The sequence below is a fragment of the Nostoc sp. genome (genome assembly GCF_036917465.1).
Taxonomy (GTDB): Bacteria; Cyanobacteriota; Cyanobacteriia; order Cyanobacteriales; family Nostocaceae; genus Nostoc.
Map to the genome: position 1 here is coordinate 235,427 of NZ_JBALDL010000091.1, position 17,488 is coordinate 252,914.

Here is a 17,488-nt window from a genome sequence, read left to right on the forward strand (position 1 = left end):
ACAAATGACTATTCACCCTTTCCCAGGTTATCGCGCTGGCGGATCAAATCCATACCACGAGATGTACCTAATCTAGTAGCACCCGCTACGATTAAGTCTAGGGCTTGATTGATAGTGTGGATACCACCTGAAGCTTTAATTCCTACTCTTTCTTTTGCTAATTCTTGCAAAAATCGCACATCTGCCACTGTTGCGCCACCATTCCAGCCTGTACTAGTTTTTAAGAAAGCTGCCCCCGCCTCCATAGCTATTTCAGCAGCTATTTTTTTCTCTGCATCTGTCAACAGGTTGGTTTCCAAAATTACCTTGACAGTTTGCCCAGTCTCTTCACAAATTTCGGCGATTTCCCGGTGGACTTCTTCGGTTTTACCAGCTTTCAACCAGCCTAAGTTCATTACCACATCCAACTCCGTAGCCCCACTATCCGCCGCCTCTTGAGCCTCATACAGTTTCACTGCTGAAGTCGTCGCACCAGAAGGAAAGCCAATCACCGTACACACTTTCGGATTTTTACCATGAAGGAGTTCGACCGCTTGCTTGACATAAGCGGGGTATAAGCAAACCGCCGCAAAATTGAATCTGTATGCTTCTTCACACCACTGCTCAACCTGCTCTGGAGTAGCTATTGGTATTAACAGGGAGTGATCGATAAATGGCGCAATATCAATATCTGGATAGTCTGCTGCCATCGTGTCTTCTGCCAGTAATTGATTATTAAACTTTATAAAAAATTAAAACATTTCTTATATATATATTAAACCATATTTATTACGAGTTTATTCTGAAAACAAGCTGCTGACTTATTTTGGATGTCGGCTTTGTAGATGTTGCAGAATTAGTGTAAGTGTTTAAGTTGACATTAGACAGTAGTAAGCTTTGAAATATCAACAGCATTTGTCACAACCGTTCCCAAGAAGTCAATAATAGTTTTAGCTAACGCTTTTGATGCAAAATATGGTAGACCATTCCCAATAGTCTTAAACATATTCGTGAGGGACATATTCTCTGGGAGGACAAAATTTTCAGGCAAAGATTGGATAGCTAAAGCTTCTGCTACAGAAATTCGCCGGATTTTGTAAGGATGCAAATGTACTTCATTATTTCCATAGCAAGCTGTCGGAGAATAACGCCATCTGTGAAGACGCTTGAAAGACTTTTTAGAATCATCTCCTTCATCAATAGCAGCAAATTTTGTGATACCTGCCCTTGGTTGAAAACAGTTTTTAGCATTGGGATGCTTTAACACATTATTTTTTCTAAACCAGTATTCAACTGTTAATTCTTGAGGAATGCCATCAGGACAAGACATAACAGAATTTTCTTGGAATGGATCGCACTTCCGCCAAGGATAAGCAAAAATCTTTGTTTGAGGATATAAAATGTGATTATTCCAAGGAAAATTTCCTTCATTTAATAATTTATCACTACCAAGTTTTATTCCTATATCCTTAATAAAACTATTGCGAAAACCAATGAGAATAATTCTTTCTCTATCCTGGGGTACACCATACTCAATAGCATTGATTAAGCGTTCTGTTAATATATAGCCAGCTTCGAGTAATTCTTGCTTGAGCGATTCAAAAAATAAACGGTGCTTTGTCGTTCTCCACAACCCCTTAACATTTTCAAATAAAAAGAAATCTGGAAGATTGCGGCAAATTAATTCAACGTAAGAAGCAGAAAGCTTACCATTATCTCCTAAACGTCCTCTATTTTTGCCGCCAATAGAAAAATCAGGGCAGGGAGGCCCGCCAATGAAGCCGACAATATTATTAGATTTACGGCAGTCTTGTACTAACTCCCGGAGATGTTGTGTTTGTAAACCTTCGAGAAGTTGGGTTACATCTCCTGCTTCTCCGTCATGATACCCGTATTCTGGCAACGGTAGATTGATAATCTGCCGTGAATAACGGTATGCTCCCATGAATGTTGAAAAAATTTCATTGACGTAAACAATCTTAAAACCACTGGCTTCAAAACCTAAATCTAGGAATCCTGAACCAGCAAAAAAGGAGAAAATACAAGGGCTATCGCTCATTCAACAAGTAATATCGTGAAACAGTCTTAGCTAATATCGAACTGATAAATTAGGGTTTATACTTACGTACCAATCAACAATAAACAATTTTCAGAATGCTTAAATAGTAAAATAAATTCACACTTACTCTAAGTATTCAATATCAAAGTTTACTCAATCTTTAAAGAAAATCCCTGACAGAAAAAGAGTCTGAAGTCACAATTAAATATAGGAGTTTCCAAGCTCCAAATGATGTTTAAGACAAAAATTTGTCATTAAACAAAAAACCGGGGTACTTCGGACTAACTTTTATGCGGATTTTAATTTACTCTTACAACTACTATCCAGAACCAATTGGTATTGCCCCACTGATGACTGAGTTAGCAGAGGGACTAGTCAAACGTGGACATGAGGTTCGCGTAGTCACCGCTATGCCCAACTATCCTGAGCGTCAAATTTATCAGGAATATCGGGGCAAGTGGTATCTCAACGAATACAAAAATGGCGTTAAAATCCAACGCAGTTACGTTTGGATTCGTCCCCAACCCAACCTATTAGATCGGGTGTTACTAGATGCTAGTTTCGTTGTCACTAGTTTTGTACCGGCCCTCTTCGGTTGGCGGCCAGATGTGATTCTCTCAACATCGCCATCTTTGCCAAGCTGTGTACCAGTTGCTCTTTTAGGATGGTTACGTGCTTGTCCTGTAATTTTAAATCTACAAGATATATTACCAGAAGCAGCTGTCCACGTCGGTCTACTCAAAAATAAACTGCTTATAAAGTTATTTACAGTGTTGGAAAAATTTGCTTACCACACTGCCAGTAAAATTAGCGTTATTGCCGATGGGTTTGTGGACAATTTGCGAGCTAAGGGTGTAGATGCTGACAAAATTGTGCAAATTCCCAACTGGGTTGATGTAAATTTTATTCGCCCTTTGCCTCAAGAAAATAACCCTTTTCGCGCTGCACATAACCTGAATGAGAAATTTGTAGTACTTTATTCTGGTAACATTGCCCTAACCCAAGGCTTAGAAAGTGTTGTCAAAGCTGCTTCTGTGTTACGCCATATCCCAGATATTGTTTTTGTTATTGTTGGAGAGGCAAAAGGTTTACAGCGATTGCAACAGGAATGTCTAGACTGCGGTGCAGATAATGTTTTGTTATTACCATTTCAACCCCGCAAATCTTTGCCACAAATGTTGGCAGCTGCGGATGTTGGTTTAGTAGTACAAAAGAAAAATGTTGTATCCTTCAATATGCCATCAAAAATTCAAGTGCTGCTTGCAAGTGGAGCGGCCTTAGTTGCCTCTGTACCTGACAACGGTACAGCAGCAAGAGCCGTGTGGCAAAGTGGCGGTGGAGTTATAGTTCCTCCAGAAGATCCCCAAGCTTTAGCAATGGCAATTTTAGACTTGTACCACAACCCCGAAAAAGTCAACACTCTGGGTTATAAAAGTCGCAAATATGCTGTTGAAAACTATGCTTTTGAACAAGCTTTAAATCAGTATGAGTTGTTGTGTTACTCATTGGTGGCAGAGCGTGGAGCAATTCAGTCCACAAGAGTTACGAAACAAGAAGTTTAATTTACAGCAGTGGGGTTAGATTGCACAAAGTGCTAAATTCAAAACCCCTACGATTTTGCTCCTGTTACAGCATAATTTTCGTACCCTGTTTATGGTGGGCTGTACTTATACCGATTCTCTGTGAGCTTGCACTTAATTATTACTCCTTCTCTCTTCTCTACGAGACGCTACGCGATGGCTTACTTGGCGTACTTGGCGGTTCGCTTAATAATTAAGTGCATCTTCATAGCGAATTGGTATTAGTAGGTAAATGTTGTCCGAACAGTACCAACATAAATGTTGGCATTACTATCTTAGGACTTACGCACTGTACAAATTAGTCATAGTATGCTTTCACCGAAATAGCTTGTTTCAGACTTTGACTAATTATATTTTTACCGATAACTTAACCGTGGAGTAGGGGTTTAGCAATGCTAAACCCCTACGAGAAATATGGTTTTTCCGCGATATGTATTTATTGTTTTCTGTCAATGCGTAAGTCCTAGTAGCTAGGACTTACGCATTGACAGAAAAGCGAAAATAACAGGTATAGTTTTCAAGGCTTCTGGCTAGGTTTTTCAATCATATTTTGGTGATGCCTGCGGTAGGCTGCGCCTACGCCAGCAATCAAAAGCAACCTTCAAAAGCCTAAAACGACCTATTTACGTGAATACACAAGATGCTTTTTTTGTACAGTGCGTAAATCATAGCTACTATAAAAAGCTATTAGTTAATTTATCGCTACAGAATAGCCATCTGCAACTGCTGATTGCTAATGTCAAAATCTCAGCAGTCAATTATCAAACTAGACCCCATAGGCATCCGTTTTTTTGTTAGTATTCAAAAAAACCTATTGACACATTTTCAGCTCAATTGTTTGTGATTTGTAAGTAAATGTAAACAATTGTTTCAAAAGAAAGAAAGCACATGAGGTTTAATGACTGATTATTTCCAAGGAAATTTCCCATTACAATCTGTCCCACTAACGAAGAGTGTGGTAAAAAGCTACGCCCATACTGAAGAGGAGAGCGGAAAATTAGCTGCAACGATAGCAGCTGCTGCGTCAGACCGCAAAGCGGGTGAGATTTTATTGCTCAAAGTAGCAGAGGTATCTTACCTAGCCGATTACTTTGTGATGATGACTGGCTATTCTAAGGTACAAGTAAGAGCGATCGCTCAAGCAATTGAAGGAAAAGTCGAAACTGAGTTGCACCGTCGTCCCATAAGGACAGAAGGAAAAGTCGAGGGGAGTTGGGTATTACAAGACTATGGTGATGTGATCGTTCACATCATGATGCCCAAAGAACGGGAGTTTTATAATTTAGAAGCGTTCTGGATTCATGCAGAACGTATTTCCCTTCCAGAATCTGATGAGGGTGAAGGTAAGCCAACATGATTAGGTCTTCGGTTTCAAATTGCCCAGTTCCCACAGACCAACAACCGCTCAATGAGTACGAAGAGTTAAAAAATTCCTGGCTCTTTCGTGATAGCACTTTAGATTTGCGCGAGTATATCACGAAAATTGCTTGGATTTGGAGTTTGTCTTGGCTGATCGCAGCACCCGTGGCAGCAGCAAGTTTTCCTCCCCACAAGTATATTGCACATTTTATCCTTTGTGGTGCAGCAACAGCCAGTGTTGGGGTAGTCCTGGCACTCGTAAGGTTATACTTAGGCTGGTTCTACGTGTGCGATCGCCTTTGCAGTCCCACAGTATTTTATGAAGAGTCCGGCTGGTACGACGGCCAAACTTGGACGAAACCACAGGAAATCCTTAACCGCGATCGCTTAATTGTTGCATACGAAATCAAACCCATTTTGCGGCGGTTGCAATTTACCTTTGCTGGCTTGGCGGGAATGTACGTTACTGGTACGATAGTTTGGCATTTGTTTTAAAGAGTCATTGGTCATTAGTCATTAGCTAAGGACTAATGACCAATGACCAATGACTAAATTAATTAAAAAAGGTAATAAATATAAACCCATGACAATGGGAAAACGAACTCAAGCCACAGCACTGGAAGTCCGGTTGCTGCGAGAAGGTATTATTGAATCCAGGCATATAGTCCAGGCTGTTGTATGCGACGAACGAGGACGGGTTCTAACCGTTGCCGGAAATTCTGAAACTGCTGCATTTATCCGTTCAGCCCTCAAACCCTTTCAGGCACTCGCAGTCACCACTACAGGTACACTGGAACGCTATGACCTCAGCGATCGCGACTTAGCAATTATCACAAGTTCCCATAAGGGAAGCATAGATCAAGTCCGACAGGTATTTAATATCCTGTGGCGGGCCGATCTTGACCCCACCATACTCCAGTGTCCAACTCCTGAAGGTAAACACAGTCCTTTGGAATACAATTGCTCTGGAAAACATGCGGGAATGTTAGCTGTTTGTCAACAACGCCGTTGGCCTTTAAATAACTACTTGGATCGCAAGCACCCAATACAGCAATTGATTTTAGGCAAAGTAGCAGAATTGCTGCGAATGCCAGCCGCAGAATTTATCAACGCTCATGATGACTGTGGCGCACCCACTTATGTGATGCAACTGGGTCACATGGCATCTTTATATGCGCTGCTAGCCTCTAGTACCAATCTGGATATGGAGCGCATCGTCCGGGCTATGACTCATCACCCTGCAATGGTAGCAGGAGATGGAGAATTTGATACGGAACTGATGCGCTTAACTCCAGGGGAACTAGTCAGTAAAAGTGGTGCTGAAGGAGTTCAGTGCATTGGTAGACTCGGTGAAGGCTTGGGATTAGCAATTAAAGTCATGGATGGGACAAAACGAGCCAAACATGCCGTTGCGATTCACTTACTCAAGCAAATGGGTTGGATTAGTCCTAGCGCTGCCGAAAGCCTCTCAGAAAAGTTTGCCACCTTGGGAAAATACACGCGTTTAGAAGTAATTGGAGAATTATCGTTTTTGTAGTTGCCAAACTCTTGACTATAGGTTACTATAAATAAGTCGAGAGCAACGCGGGATAGAGCAGCCTGGTAGCTCGTCGGGCTCAACGGGCAAAGTTAACTACACGCTTATTAGTTAAGTTTGCTATGGGCGGCACGTAAAGAAACTTATGTGCGTTTATCTGTCAAACTCGGGGAAGCCAATAGCGCGGTAATCCCGAACCAAGCCTCAGAAATGAGGAAGGTGTAGAGACTGGAAGGCAGACACCCTAACGATAATGACGAGGGTGAAGGGACAGTCCAGACCACAAACCAGTATAACTGGGCAACGAAAGTTGTAGTTGGTAAGCATAACCCGAAGGTCAGTGGTTCAAATCCACTTCCCGCCACCAAATTAAAATAAAACCCCTGAATTTGAAAAGATTCTGGGGTTTTGTTTTATTTAATTATTTTTATTTTGCAGATGGACACAAAGCTTAGAGGAGACATAGCAGAACAAGCTGCTGTTCTTCATGCCTTAAAGCGTGGTTGGGAAGTTTTAAAACCTTTTGGCGATCGCCTACCTTACGATCTAGCATTTGATGTAAAGGGAACTTTAATTAAAATCCAAGTCAAATATGCTTGGTTAGATGAGCCTTCGGGCAATTATGTTGTAGATAATCGCCGCACTAAAACTAATCGACGGCTGATGGTTCGAGAAGCATATTAGCTATCAGACTTTGATTTTGCCCTGGTATATATAGAAAAACTTGACCTGTTCTATGTCTTTCCCGTAGATGTGTTCATAGATTATGGGAGCGAAGTACACCTAGTTGAAGCTGAAAAAAGACAGCGTAAACCACGTTCGGCACAATATAGGAATGCTTGGGAGTTAATTTTAACAAAATCTATAGGTAAAGAAAGTTGTGATCGATCGCCTGTTCAATTCCAAGAAGCAGGTTTTTAATCTATTCTGGAAGAAATAGCCATCTAAAAGGCGCGGAGAATCATGGTTGTGAAGTTGCAGCGACCAATTTTAGTGGGAGGATTGGGACTGTCCTTTTCTCTCTGGATGTTGGACAGTTGGCACGATTCTATAGTGCAGGTGGGTGAGTTTGGTTTGTTGAGTGCCTTAGCTGTAGGTGGTGGTTTGTGGTTATTCCAGCAAAATCGCCCGAAGGACAGTTTAGAGCAGCTAAATGGTATGCTCGTAGATCGGGCGACTGTGGAAAGTGCGATCGCTAAAACTGAAACTGTAATTAACCAACTGGCACAAGAAGCAGAAAACCATCCAGCATTAGCGACACTGCGAGAACAAGTTGCCCAATTGTTCTTTGAATTAGATAGACAAAAAATTAAAGTGGCTGTGACTGGCGGGAAATCTGTAGGTAAAAGCACCTTAATTCCAGTGTTAAAGCAAAATCTAGAGACACAAAACTGGGTGTCTTTAGAAGAGACAGCACCTTTGTTTAGAGAAACTGGGGACAATTCAGATGCAGCTGTTTTAGCAGAAGTTGCAAAATCAGATTTTGTCCTGTTCCTGACAAGTGGTGATTTGACAGACTCAGAATTTCAAACCTTACAGCAGCTAAAAGCAGCAAATCAGCCGACAATCCTGGTTTTTAACAAACAAGACCAGTATTTAGCCGATGAAAGCGCCAGCATCTTGCTGTCATTGAAACAGCGAATGCAGGGAAATGTAGTTGCAACAGCCGCCTCTCCCGTTGCTATCAAAGTCCGAAAGCATGAAGCTGATGGTACTGTGCAAGAGTGGATGGAACAACCAACAGCAGATATCCAGCAGTTGACGCAGCAGTTGGGTGAAGTTTTGGCACAGCAAGGACAACGGCTGGTTTGGGTAACTGCCATGAGGAAAGCCGGATTGTTGAAAGCTGAGGCGAAAAACTGGTTGAATGGAACTAGACGCGATCGCGCCACCCCAATTATTGAACAATATCAATGGATAGCTGCGGCTGCTGCCTTTGCTAACCCAGTTCCAGCCCTTGATATTCTGGCGACTGCGGCAATTAATGCTCAGATTGTAATGGATTTGGGTAATATCTATCAGCAGAAATTTTCCTTGGAACAGTCGCAAACTGTAGCTGTAACAATGGGAAGTTTGATGCTGAAACTGGGTTTAGTTGAACTTTCTACAAAGGCGATTAGTACTGTTCTTAAAAGTAATGCTGTTACCTTTGTTGCTGGTGGCGTAGTGCAAGGAGTAAGTGCAGCTTATCTGACTAGAGTTGCAGGGTTAAGTCTAATTGAATATTTCCAACAGCAGGAAATAGTAATAGATTCTGGGACTGGTTTGAATTTGGAAAACTTGCGGCAAACTTTGCAAAAAGTATTTCAGCAAAATCAGCAGATTGGTTTTTTGCAGGGATTTGTTAAGCAAAGCATGAAGCGTTTGTTGCCAGAAGTGCAGCAGGTTGAAGTAGTTGGTATTCAGAAGTTTATTGGTTAAGTTCAGGCAGAGGCGCAGAGTTTTTCTTTGCGCCTTTGTATTAGGCTGAAAAATATGGTAATCGTTGCGACTCCTATTTTGAGGATAGGTAAATCATGAAAACGCCTTATTTTACAAATCCAGAAGGTGTTTTTAACAAAGATTTGTTAGAAACTATTGACATAAATGAGCTTCAAAACCTAGTTATTCAAACTAGACACAGGTTGGAAGAACGTATTAGTTCTCAATCTCCAGCTACTTCAATGTTTGTACAAATAACTCATTTGGCGGCTGAAGCTGAAGCTGCTAATGAATTATCAATAAAATCTCATAAATTCCAAGAAGCAAGTAATTTAGCTTTTAAACTTGCACAAGAGTATCAGGAAAATAACCTAAATACAGTTTTTGAATTATTAAAGAATTATGCATATTTATTACAAGTAAATAAAAAGTTTTCTATGGCTTTATATTGCTTAAATTTAGCCAAGGAAGCTAAAACTAACAATAATAAACCAACGCAATACAAAAACTATACTGAAGCCTTCAAATTACTCACAGAAATTGTCACAAATTATTGGAGGCTTTGCCCGATCTATGTTCGTTGGATGCTAGATTTATCAGCTAACAAACTGCTTGTAGATCAAGAACTGGGGCAAAAAAAAGTATTGTCTGAAATAAAGTTTTTATTTCAGATGCTTTTACCTTCAATCAAAAGTTGTAAAAACTTAGTTGCTAATTACAAAAAGGCAAAAAGAGAGTACATCCGTTCTGTATTAATTAACGTAGAAATATATCCAGAGTTATATTCTCCTTTAGCGGAGAATATTGATTATATTAAAGAATACGGTTTAACTCTTAATGATGTTCTTTCCGTATCTAAATATGCATACCGTGTTAACAAATTTCCTCAATTACAAGCCGTTTTATATGAAGCAATAGAAGAAACTATACAAATGATGAAAATGGGTGTAGATATTAGCGATTCATTAGTAATTACACCTGTGGGATGGATAGCACAAAAATACCCAGAAATTTCTGAATATTGCAATCAAATTCTCACAGAATTAGTAGAAAAACAATTGAGCAATCCTCTGTTAGAAATTGAGGATCAAACAATGACAGGTGAGTTTTAAAAAACAATATACCAAGCATGAACTGGGAAGAATTAAAAGGTGAGGGAGATGTTGCAGTCAAAAAGGTTTGTGAGGGATTAGAAAAAAGAGGTATTAATGTAGGAAAGTCAGTTATGAGTCAGTTTGGTACTGATGAAGATATTCCTGTCTATGATAGTTTAAGTAATAAGTTGTTTTGGATATCTGTAAAAAGTGTGCCTGGAAATACTACAGATCCTAAGAAATTGCCAGCAGGTTATAAAGGATGGATGTGTGGCGAAGTAGAGAGTAAACAGTGGATATATCCACCTACAGTAATTATTTGGTATTGTCTAAAGTCTAATGTAGCTTGGGGAGCAATAACACCAAAACGTCCTAGTACTGAGTGGTTTATTTATCCTGACAGGTATGGAATTATAAAAGACCAGCGTAAAAGTTATCTATCAGGTAAAACTCATTACATATATCCATCTTATTGTGTGCCAGTTGAAAGAATAATCAGTAAAGACCAAGTTATTGAATATATTAAACAATTATCTAGTTTTTAACTAGTGATTTTAACATTGTAAAACCTAAAATTTACCCAAGCCCATTATGGGCTTGGGTGTATTTAAGAAATATTGCGAGAGTTGGGTAATTATCAAAAAATTGTGAATAAGGGTAGTTAGCTAAACAGCACCACTGTTTCTATTAAATAGAATAGCTATAGTTTTGAAAATTAGCTTTAAATCGTACACCAAACTCCAATTTTTTTGATACTGCAAATCTAGGCGAATTACATCTTCAAAACTGCGGACTGTAGACCTTCCATTGACTTGCCATTCGCCAGTCATACCAGGTTTCACATCTAAACGTTGCCACTCTGGTACTTCATAACGTTCGACTTCATCGGGTGTAGGTGGTCGGGTACCAACTAAACTCATTTCTCCTTTAAGGACGTTCCAAAATTGCGGTAATTCATCAAAACTAGTTCGCCGTAAAAAGCGCCCTACCCTAGTAACTCTAGGATCGTTTTCATTCTTGAAAAATGCACCTTGCACTTGGTTTTTAACTTGGGATTTTTTCGCTTCTGCATCCACACACATAGAGCGGAATTTCCAAATCTCAAAGCGCTTTCCCATCCAACCACAACGGGTTTGACTGAAGAAAATGGGGCCGGGATCGTTAATTTGAATAGCGATCGCAATCGGAATAAACAAAACTCCTGTAATTAATAAACCAACCACAGACCCCACAATATCTAAGAAGCGTTTCATCCAAGATGCCACAGAAGGATGAGTAGTAGGTAACGGCTCTACCTTACGGGAAGTTGTCTTCCGATTATCAACTAAATCTTCTGGCTCTATTAGCAACCCATCGTCAACCGACTCTAAGGGAAAAACCTGATCCAATCCCGTGAGTTTTAAGACTCCCATTACTTGAGGTGTTACATTCCGCAGTGTTAATGTAATACCTTGAGTTTGGGCATATTTAAAATTACTCACCAATGCACCTAAACCACTACTATCCATAAAAGTAGTTTGGTGAAAGTCAATAATGATTTGTTTAGGATGTGAATTGGGCCCAATTAAGCTTTGGCAGGTTTGCTTAAAGCCTAAAGCCTCCAGCACGCTCAACCGCGCGGGTACCTGGATTATAGCCGTGTCGTTTAGGGAATTAACTGGAAAATCGACCTCTGTCGGTTGGCTAGTCATGAAGCTCTGCACTTTCGTTGCCATGTATAATGTAATCTGCCAAACATTATTTTGTCCTCCAAAATTACCTAACCTAATATCGGAATCAGTAGTAATAAGGACTAATTTCTCTTTACCGGGGCTGAGATTGGAGATCGCTAGCGACGATTCACAATAGAACAAGAAGCCAAAAAACATCCTTGCTGTTGTGCCGACGCAGCGCGATCGCGTTGCTCTCATCAAATGATTGCTAAAACTACGGTTACACCTACCGCACGCCTAATTGAGGTCTTTTCTGCCATTCAAGGGGAAGGACTGAATGTAGGGACACGTCAAATATTTATTCGTTTTGCTTTGTGTGATTTGCGCTGCCACTTTTGTGATAGTGCCCACACTTGGAATGCACCTGCTACTTGTCGGATAGAGCGATCGCCTGGATTGCGCGACTTTGAAATCCACTCTAACCCTGTCTCTTTACCCATATTAATCCAATGGGTGGAACAGCAAAATCTACCTTGTTTACACGATAGCATTAGCTTAACTGGGGGTGAACCACTTCTTCATGCCCCATTTCTAACGCAGTTTCTACCCCAAGTGCGAGACATAACTGGTCTGCCAATATACTTAGAAACTGGCGGACATCGCTCAGAACAATTAGCGATGATTCTTCCCTATTTAGACTCTGTGGGTATGGATTTCAAATTGCCCAGTGTTAGCGGTGAAAGTCATTGGCAAGAACATGCTAAATTTCTCCAAATATGTCATGATTCATATTTAAATGTTTTTGTCAAGATAATTGTGTCTCAAAACACAGATCCAGCCGAGTTAGAACGTTCAGCTTCTTTGGTGGCAGAGGTTAGTCCAGATATCTCAGTATTTTTACAACCTGTTACGCCTTTAGCAGCATCCGAACAATTCTCCCCAATACCGATGCTTGCACCTACGTCCGATCAAGTTTTGACCTGGCAAGCTTTGATGAAGGGCTTTATCAAGCATGTCCGTGTGATTCCTCAGACGCATAAGATGCTGAACCAGCTGTAAAAGCTTCTGTAAAATTTGAGTTTGATAAAGATGTAGTCAAGAAAAAAGTAAGATTCGATGAAATAGTCATTGCTGCCGCGAATCAGCAAAGCAACAGCCGCCTCAGCAGGCATTTCCAGCCAAAGACAGAGTTTGAAGTTTAGATTTCACACCAAACTCCAAACTCCTACCTCCTAAGACAAATGACAAATGACAAATGACAAATGACTAATTACAACCCGCCTTCATCTGGAGTTTTGGATTTAGCTTTTGCTTTATTGGCACTGCGCTTGAGGGCAGACAGCCTTGCTTCGTATTTCGATCGTTGGCGCTTACTAGGAGTATTGTCAATCAGGGTTTTTAAGGCGCTACCGAGACTCTTGTAGGCATTGGGGAGGCTATAACCAAAACGAGTTGCTAGAGCGATCGCTTTCTCATCAGCATTGAGCAATTCTCTTAGTTGCTTTTCCCCACTATTTTTTTGGTACAGTCTCCAGCCTGACACACCACACAGCGACAAAGCTAACACCAGCAGCAATCCATCTTGTACCCACAATTCGCCTACAGCACCACCTAAACCGATGGCTAGTGCTGCCATTTCCCAACCATCTTTAGGAATCGTGTCATTTTGAACGCGAGCAACTTCATGCCAGAACAGCAGATTACGCTGATCCATTGCGAGGGCATCCCATTTCACCAGGTCAATTTGAATTTCTACCTGGTCTTTACCAATTTCTTCGCAACGAACCAGGGGTGGATTGACCTCAGTTGTGCCTTCAACCGTGACCCAGCTCTGTAATTCTGGCGGTAGTAAGCCTTTCAACCGCCGTAGTTCACTCATTTCCGCTTTGGCAGAGGAGGTTGCATAGGATGTCATAATATCCAGCCCCAGAAAATTTCAGTATATAGTGAGGGTATCACTTTGGAGTATAGCTATTTAAGTGATGATCCGTCTCAGTCGTTGGGAAAACTTCCTCGTTTTTTCCGCGCCTCCATGGCCTTTTCTAGCAAATCTAGTAATCCTGGGGCTTCTTCCTGGATACTGAGTAACAGTCTTTCACCAAGTTCTATATTCCCCGGATCAAAACCTGTTGCCATCACTTCTTTCAGGCGAGGTATCGCTATCCCATCCACAATCTGAATTAATCCACTCAGACAACGGTGAAATTGCTTTTCTGTGAGAATCGAGTCTTCTAAAGGAAACTCAATAATGGCGCGAATTTCACCATCCGATGGGTCATACTCCCATTGCAACATTTTGGTTTCCCAGGAAATGGCAAGGATCGTTTGTAGGATAACTCCCTTGTAAGGATGATCTTGAATTCCTGCCAGAACTTGAGGGGCAAATACCCGGAAAAATTTTCCCCCCTCATCCAACTGAACAACTATTAGAAAATCTTCTAAGTTATCAGCCTCCACACCTGTTATAATTCGGTCTTCTTGGTCATCAAAACGGTAGTCCCAACCAAGGTTATCTAAATAGTTGGCAATCTGTTTGAGGTTAGCTCCCATAAAAGCCTCATAAGGAACGTGGAGCAGCTGTTACCAGACCTAGTTTAACCTGTCAGGGGAGTTGTTTAGGTTGGTGTAGATACTTCTGATTACATAGAAGTATGCAATTAGGGAATTGGGAATTGAAGATAGGAAAATAGGTTGGCGGGAGCAAGACCGCATATATGGGACTGTTCTCCATCTAGATATTATTGACGAGAAAATCTGGATTCAGCAAGATGGGACGGAGGTAGGAATTGCTAATGAATTGGTTGAATTAGGTGTCCCAAAAGAAGATATTGTTTTAGGTTTTCAATTACCATCTGTGCGGAAATATACAGACTTTGCTATTAGTTAGTTGAATTTATTAAAAATGGCGATCGCTAATCTAAATCGAGATAAATTAGGTTTCCTTTTTGTACATTATTCAAAGCTTTGAGTAGATGTTTTTTGTTAGCTTCTGATTTTAGAAGATAGGTAGTTTCATCTTCTTCAGTTGGTGGTTCAATTAGCACAATAACTTCTACCACAGTTCCTTCTGGTAATTCAGTTGTAGAAAGTTCAATTTTGCCATCTTTTCCGACAATAGCCTTTTGCTTAATTCCACTAAGCATAATTTTTGTTTACTCGCATATTTACCAGCATATTCTAACTGTATCTAACTGAGATGAGATTTGAGCGATCGCTCTCTCATCTGCAATTTCCTAATTGAGAGCGGGTTTCAAGCTTCGTTCAACGCTTGTATGTGCGATCGCTCTGCATCTTCTGGTTAAAAAAGAGCGATCGCTCTTAGACAGAATAGAACTCAAATTGGGAATACTGAGTAAAGCGCAGGTATTTGCTGTGCAGAATGGAAGCGACTGGCTACCAGGCATCACACTGCTGAAATTTTAGCAACTAGGAGAAAATTATGAGTTTACCAGTGACAGTAACCTTTATGCTTGCTGATTGGATTGCCAAAGGATTGGCAGATGGAAGTTTTGAAAGGGTAGGGGGTGTTATCAGAGATGTAGGGACAAAACAAGTCGTTAGTTGGTTGCGGGAGCAGGAATCAAATAATTCCCAAGTCCCAACGTTAACTGATACCCCTAACAATTTATTCAACCTTTTTTTCTCAAGCGCAAATCTTGTTGCTTCAGGGGCTAATGCGGCTGTGACAGGAAAAGGATTAGCTGATGTTAATCAGCGTTTGGGTGGGATTGAAAATCAGTTAGGTAAGCTTGGGCAAAGTGTGCAGATCACTCAAGGAATTTTGCAAGTAACTAGTGCAGTCAGTGTACTTAATCTTGGTGTCTCAGTTATAGGCTTTGCTGTAATAGCACAACGGCTTAAGGAATTAGAAAAACGCTTACAAGAAGCGCAAAAACTGTTAAATAAGATTAACCGTAAAATCGACCTTAGTTTCTATGCTAATTTTCGTGCTGCAATCGAATTAGCAACTAATGCCTTTACGATGACCAAAACTGAAAATCGAAGAAGCAGCGCCCTACAAGCTATTAACCGCTTTTTAGAAGCAGAGCATATTTATACTGAATACACTGATATCGAACTTGAGCAAAAAAGCCAAATTGCTGATGAATATCTACTGACTTTATCTTTAGCCTATCTAGCTGAAGCACGTTGCTATTTAGAACTAGAAGAACATGATACAGCACTTCGCCGCTTCCAAGAAGGGTCAATAATTATTCGTTCTCGTATTCAGAAATATGTTGATATTCTCCTAACCTCTAATCCCGCAGCATACTTAGATCCTGAGTTAAAAGGTCAGATTGATTTGCGAAGACTAACTCGAATTTACCAATGGATTGATCCAGCTTTGGATGAAAATGCTGTGTTTGAGCTTCAACGTAAAAATCTGTTTAAGATAGCCAAAGATCCTCAAAAATGGTTAGACTCAATACCAGCAGCAATTTTAACTCAGGTTGAGGTTGAAGGTGGTTGGTTCGGCCCAAGTCAGGATGATTTGAAACAAGAAGCTTACAAACGTCTTCCCCAAGTATTTGAAGTAATGGAATCTATGATTGAAACCAACCTTCGTTTTGAAGCATATCAAACAGAAGTACAAGCAATATCCCAATTAGGAATCAGCTTTCATGACTGGCTTAAATTAACTCCGTCTACAGAAATTAAACCAGACGGTGCAGAATTAATGTACATAATTCCATCCAAACCTTTAGAGTTACAGCCTTCCATGTGAACTAGTTACAGGATTAAAGATGAATTAATCAAGGTCAAGAAAGTCTCTGGGAGTAATAATCTGGTTTTGATATTCGGCTAGGATCTTGAGTGATAAAAGGTCTTGATCTCCTGTGATTAAAAATTCTGCATTGGCATCTTTAGCAAGTTCTAAAATTTTGTTGTCATCTGGATCTCTACAGGTGTTTATTTGAGATTTTATTTCTATAAATTGACTGTACTTTTTAACTATGTCCAAAAAATCTTGTCGGTCTTCATCTGAGATATACTTATCGAACTTACGTTTTTAAATTCGTGTGTTTAATTCTTGATAAGTTTCATCGTTTTGAGCAATTTTGAATTCTTTATAGACTTTATCTAGGGCTTTACGGGCTGTTCCATTAGGACTTAGAGTAGCACTAAGTAAAACATTCGTGTCAATGACAATTAGTTTATGATTCATCAGCGAGTAATTCTTCTAGAGTTTCTTCGGTTAATCCTTTTGCTTGAGCATTTCTGCCGATTCTGTCAAAAACACTAAGTAAATCTTCATCTTTATTATTTGAAGAGATTTTCTTTATTTCTTGAATAAGTTGTTCTTGTTCTTGTGCGGGAAGTTGTAGGACAAGATTAAGAATTTGCTCGAAGGTTAGGGGGAGTTGATAGTTTTTTTGAGTCATGGTGAGTTCTGGAGTTAGGGAATAGAAACTTGTTAGCTTTTTTAATCAGGTTTGAGCCAGTTTTCTACTTTTAAATCACGATTCCTCTACACCTTGGCGAATTGCATTATCCATATCCTCAAGAGTTTTAGATTTACCTTGATATTTTAAGCAACCTGCTGCATCATCTAATTTAGTTACTACAAAAGCTTTCTTAGGCTTTAAAAGAATTCCATCACCTATATCAATAATAATAAATTCTTGACCTACTTCCCATTGATGAGCTTCCCGCAAAGATTTGGGAATAATTACTTGTCCTTGAGGAGACAATTTTGTAATTTCTATTAAGTTAAGAAGTAAAAAACTAAGATTAATATACAAATTTTAGCATTTTTGATTATTCCAATTTCTCCTCTTCCTCTGTGTTCTCTACGCCTCTGCGGT

At 40.1% G+C, this 17,488-nt stretch carries 19 protein-coding genes and 3 pseudogenes; 12 read left to right on the top strand and 10 right to left on the bottom strand.

The window, feature by feature from the left end; genetic code table 11:
- Positions 1 to 8: 8 nt before the first annotated feature.
- A complete protein-coding gene (gene deoC, locus V7K38_RS24775; protein WP_334861608.1) occupies positions 9 to 689 on the bottom strand; it encodes a deoxyribose-phosphate aldolase in 681 nt (226 codons plus the stop codon).
- 170 nt (positions 690 to 859) lie between these two features.
- Positions 860 to 2,038, bottom strand: a complete 1,179-nt coding sequence (locus tag V7K38_RS24780) for a DNA cytosine methyltransferase (RefSeq protein WP_334861610.1) — start codon at positions 2,036 to 2,038, stop codon at positions 860 to 862.
- A gap of 290 nt (positions 2,039 to 2,328) precedes the next feature.
- Between V7K38_RS24780 and V7K38_RS24785 the strand changes: the two genes are divergently transcribed.
- From V7K38_RS24785 to V7K38_RS24820, 8 genes and pseudogenes are all read left to right on the top strand, one after another.
- Positions 2,329 to 3,600, top strand: a complete 1,272-nt coding sequence (locus V7K38_RS24785; protein ID WP_334861612.1) for a glycosyltransferase family 4 protein — start codon at positions 2,329 to 2,331, stop codon at positions 3,598 to 3,600.
- 916 nt (positions 3,601 to 4,516) lie between these two features.
- Positions 4,517 to 4,975, top strand: a complete 459-nt coding sequence (gene rsfS / locus V7K38_RS24790; protein ID WP_334861614.1) for a ribosome silencing factor — start codon at positions 4,517 to 4,519, stop codon at positions 4,973 to 4,975.
- Complete coding sequence (locus tag V7K38_RS24795; RefSeq protein ID WP_334861616.1) at positions 4,972 to 5,472, top strand: CGLD27 family protein; 501 nt, start codon at positions 4,972 to 4,974, stop codon at positions 5,470 to 5,472. The genes rsfS and V7K38_RS24795 overlap by 4 nt, the downstream gene beginning before the upstream one ends.
- A gap of 88 nt (positions 5,473 to 5,560) precedes the next feature.
- Positions 5,561 to 6,514 carry an asparaginase gene (locus tag V7K38_RS24800; protein ID WP_334861775.1) on the top strand — a complete coding sequence of 318 codons (954 nt, stop codon included), beginning with the start codon at positions 5,561 to 5,563 and terminating at the stop codon, positions 6,512 to 6,514.
- Between the two features lie 438 nt (positions 6,515 to 6,952).
- Positions 6,953 to 7,435, top strand: a pseudogene (locus V7K38_RS24805) (group I intron-associated PD-(D/E)XK endonuclease).
- Between the two features lie 42 nt (positions 7,436 to 7,477).
- Complete coding sequence (locus V7K38_RS24810; RefSeq protein WP_334861618.1) at positions 7,478 to 8,935, top strand: YcjF family protein; 1,458 nt, start codon at positions 7,478 to 7,480, stop codon at positions 8,933 to 8,935.
- 95 nt (positions 8,936 to 9,030) lie between these two features.
- Complete coding sequence (locus tag V7K38_RS24815; protein ID WP_334861620.1) at positions 9,031 to 10,047, top strand: hypothetical protein; 1,017 nt, start codon at positions 9,031 to 9,033, stop codon at positions 10,045 to 10,047.
- A 17-nt stretch (positions 10,048 to 10,064) separates the two neighbouring features.
- Positions 10,065 to 10,574 carry a hypothetical protein gene (locus V7K38_RS24820; protein WP_334861622.1) on the top strand — a complete coding sequence of 170 codons (510 nt, stop codon included), beginning with the start codon at positions 10,065 to 10,067 and terminating at the stop codon, positions 10,572 to 10,574.
- 120 nt (positions 10,575 to 10,694) lie between these two features.
- On the opposite strand, the gene V7K38_RS24825 is transcribed toward V7K38_RS24820, so the two are convergent.
- The gene (locus V7K38_RS24825) at positions 10,695 to 11,744 is read right to left on the bottom strand and encodes a sugar transferase (protein WP_334861777.1); all 1,050 of its coding nucleotides are present in this window, start codon (positions 11,742 to 11,744) and stop codon (positions 10,695 to 10,697) included.
- Positions 11,745 to 11,942: 198 nt separating this feature from the next.
- Between V7K38_RS24825 and V7K38_RS24830 the strand changes: the two genes are divergently transcribed.
- The gene (locus tag V7K38_RS24830) at positions 11,943 to 12,740 is read left to right on the top strand and encodes a 7-carboxy-7-deazaguanine synthase QueE (protein WP_334861624.1); all 798 of its coding nucleotides are present in this window, start codon (positions 11,943 to 11,945) and stop codon (positions 12,738 to 12,740) included.
- Positions 12,741 to 12,951: 211 nt separating this feature from the next.
- Here V7K38_RS24830 and V7K38_RS24835 read toward each other — a convergent pair whose 3' ends face one another.
- Entirely contained in the window at positions 12,952 to 13,596 is a 645-nt protein-coding gene (locus V7K38_RS24835) for a DUF3318 domain-containing protein (RefSeq protein WP_094342488.1), read from the bottom strand.
- A gap of 77 nt (positions 13,597 to 13,673) precedes the next feature.
- A complete protein-coding gene (locus V7K38_RS24840) occupies positions 13,674 to 14,231 on the bottom strand; it encodes a hypothetical protein (RefSeq protein WP_334861626.1) in 558 nt (185 codons plus the stop codon).
- 136 nt (positions 14,232 to 14,367) lie between these two features.
- Between V7K38_RS24840 and V7K38_RS24845 the strand changes: the two are divergent.
- Positions 14,368 to 14,568: pseudogene (locus tag V7K38_RS24845) on the top strand (XisI protein); the annotation flags it as partial.
- A 25-nt stretch (positions 14,569 to 14,593) separates the two neighbouring features.
- Here V7K38_RS24845 and V7K38_RS24850 read toward each other — a convergent pair.
- Complete coding sequence (locus V7K38_RS24850) at positions 14,594 to 14,824, bottom strand: hypothetical protein (RefSeq protein WP_334861628.1); 231 nt, start codon at positions 14,822 to 14,824, stop codon at positions 14,594 to 14,596.
- 94 nt (positions 14,825 to 14,918) lie between these two features.
- Here V7K38_RS24850 and V7K38_RS24855 point away from each other — a divergent pair, with 94 nt between their 5' ends.
- Complete coding sequence (locus V7K38_RS24855; RefSeq protein WP_334861630.1) at positions 14,919 to 15,104, top strand: hypothetical protein; 186 nt, start codon at positions 14,919 to 14,921, stop codon at positions 15,102 to 15,104.
- A gap of 16 nt (positions 15,105 to 15,120) precedes the next feature.
- Positions 15,121 to 16,407: a hypothetical protein gene (locus V7K38_RS24860; RefSeq protein WP_334861632.1), complete on the top strand. Its 1,287-nt coding sequence runs from the start codon at positions 15,121 to 15,123 to the stop codon at positions 16,405 to 16,407.
- 24 nt (positions 16,408 to 16,431) lie between these two features.
- Here V7K38_RS24860 and V7K38_RS24865 read toward each other — a convergent pair.
- The 4 genes and pseudogenes from V7K38_RS24865 to V7K38_RS24880 form a co-directional block, all read right to left on the bottom strand.
- Positions 16,432 to 16,677: pseudogene (locus V7K38_RS24865) on the bottom strand (putative toxin-antitoxin system toxin component, PIN family); the annotation flags it as partial.
- A 15-nt stretch (positions 16,678 to 16,692) separates the two neighbouring features.
- The gene (locus tag V7K38_RS24870) at positions 16,693 to 16,848 is read right to left on the bottom strand and encodes a hypothetical protein (RefSeq protein WP_334861634.1); all 156 of its coding nucleotides are present in this window, start codon (positions 16,846 to 16,848) and stop codon (positions 16,693 to 16,695) included.
- A complete protein-coding gene (locus V7K38_RS24875) occupies positions 16,838 to 17,065 on the bottom strand; it encodes a hypothetical protein (RefSeq protein WP_334861636.1) in 228 nt (75 codons plus the stop codon). The genes V7K38_RS24870 and V7K38_RS24875 overlap by 11 nt, the downstream gene beginning before the upstream one ends.
- 75 nt (positions 17,066 to 17,140) lie before the next feature.
- Positions 17,141 to 17,389 (bottom strand): AbrB/MazE/SpoVT family DNA-binding domain-containing protein, encoded by a 249-nt coding sequence (locus tag V7K38_RS24880; protein WP_334861779.1) that lies wholly within the window; start codon positions 17,387 to 17,389, stop codon positions 17,141 to 17,143.
- Between the last annotated feature and the right edge of the window lie 99 nt (positions 17,390 to 17,488).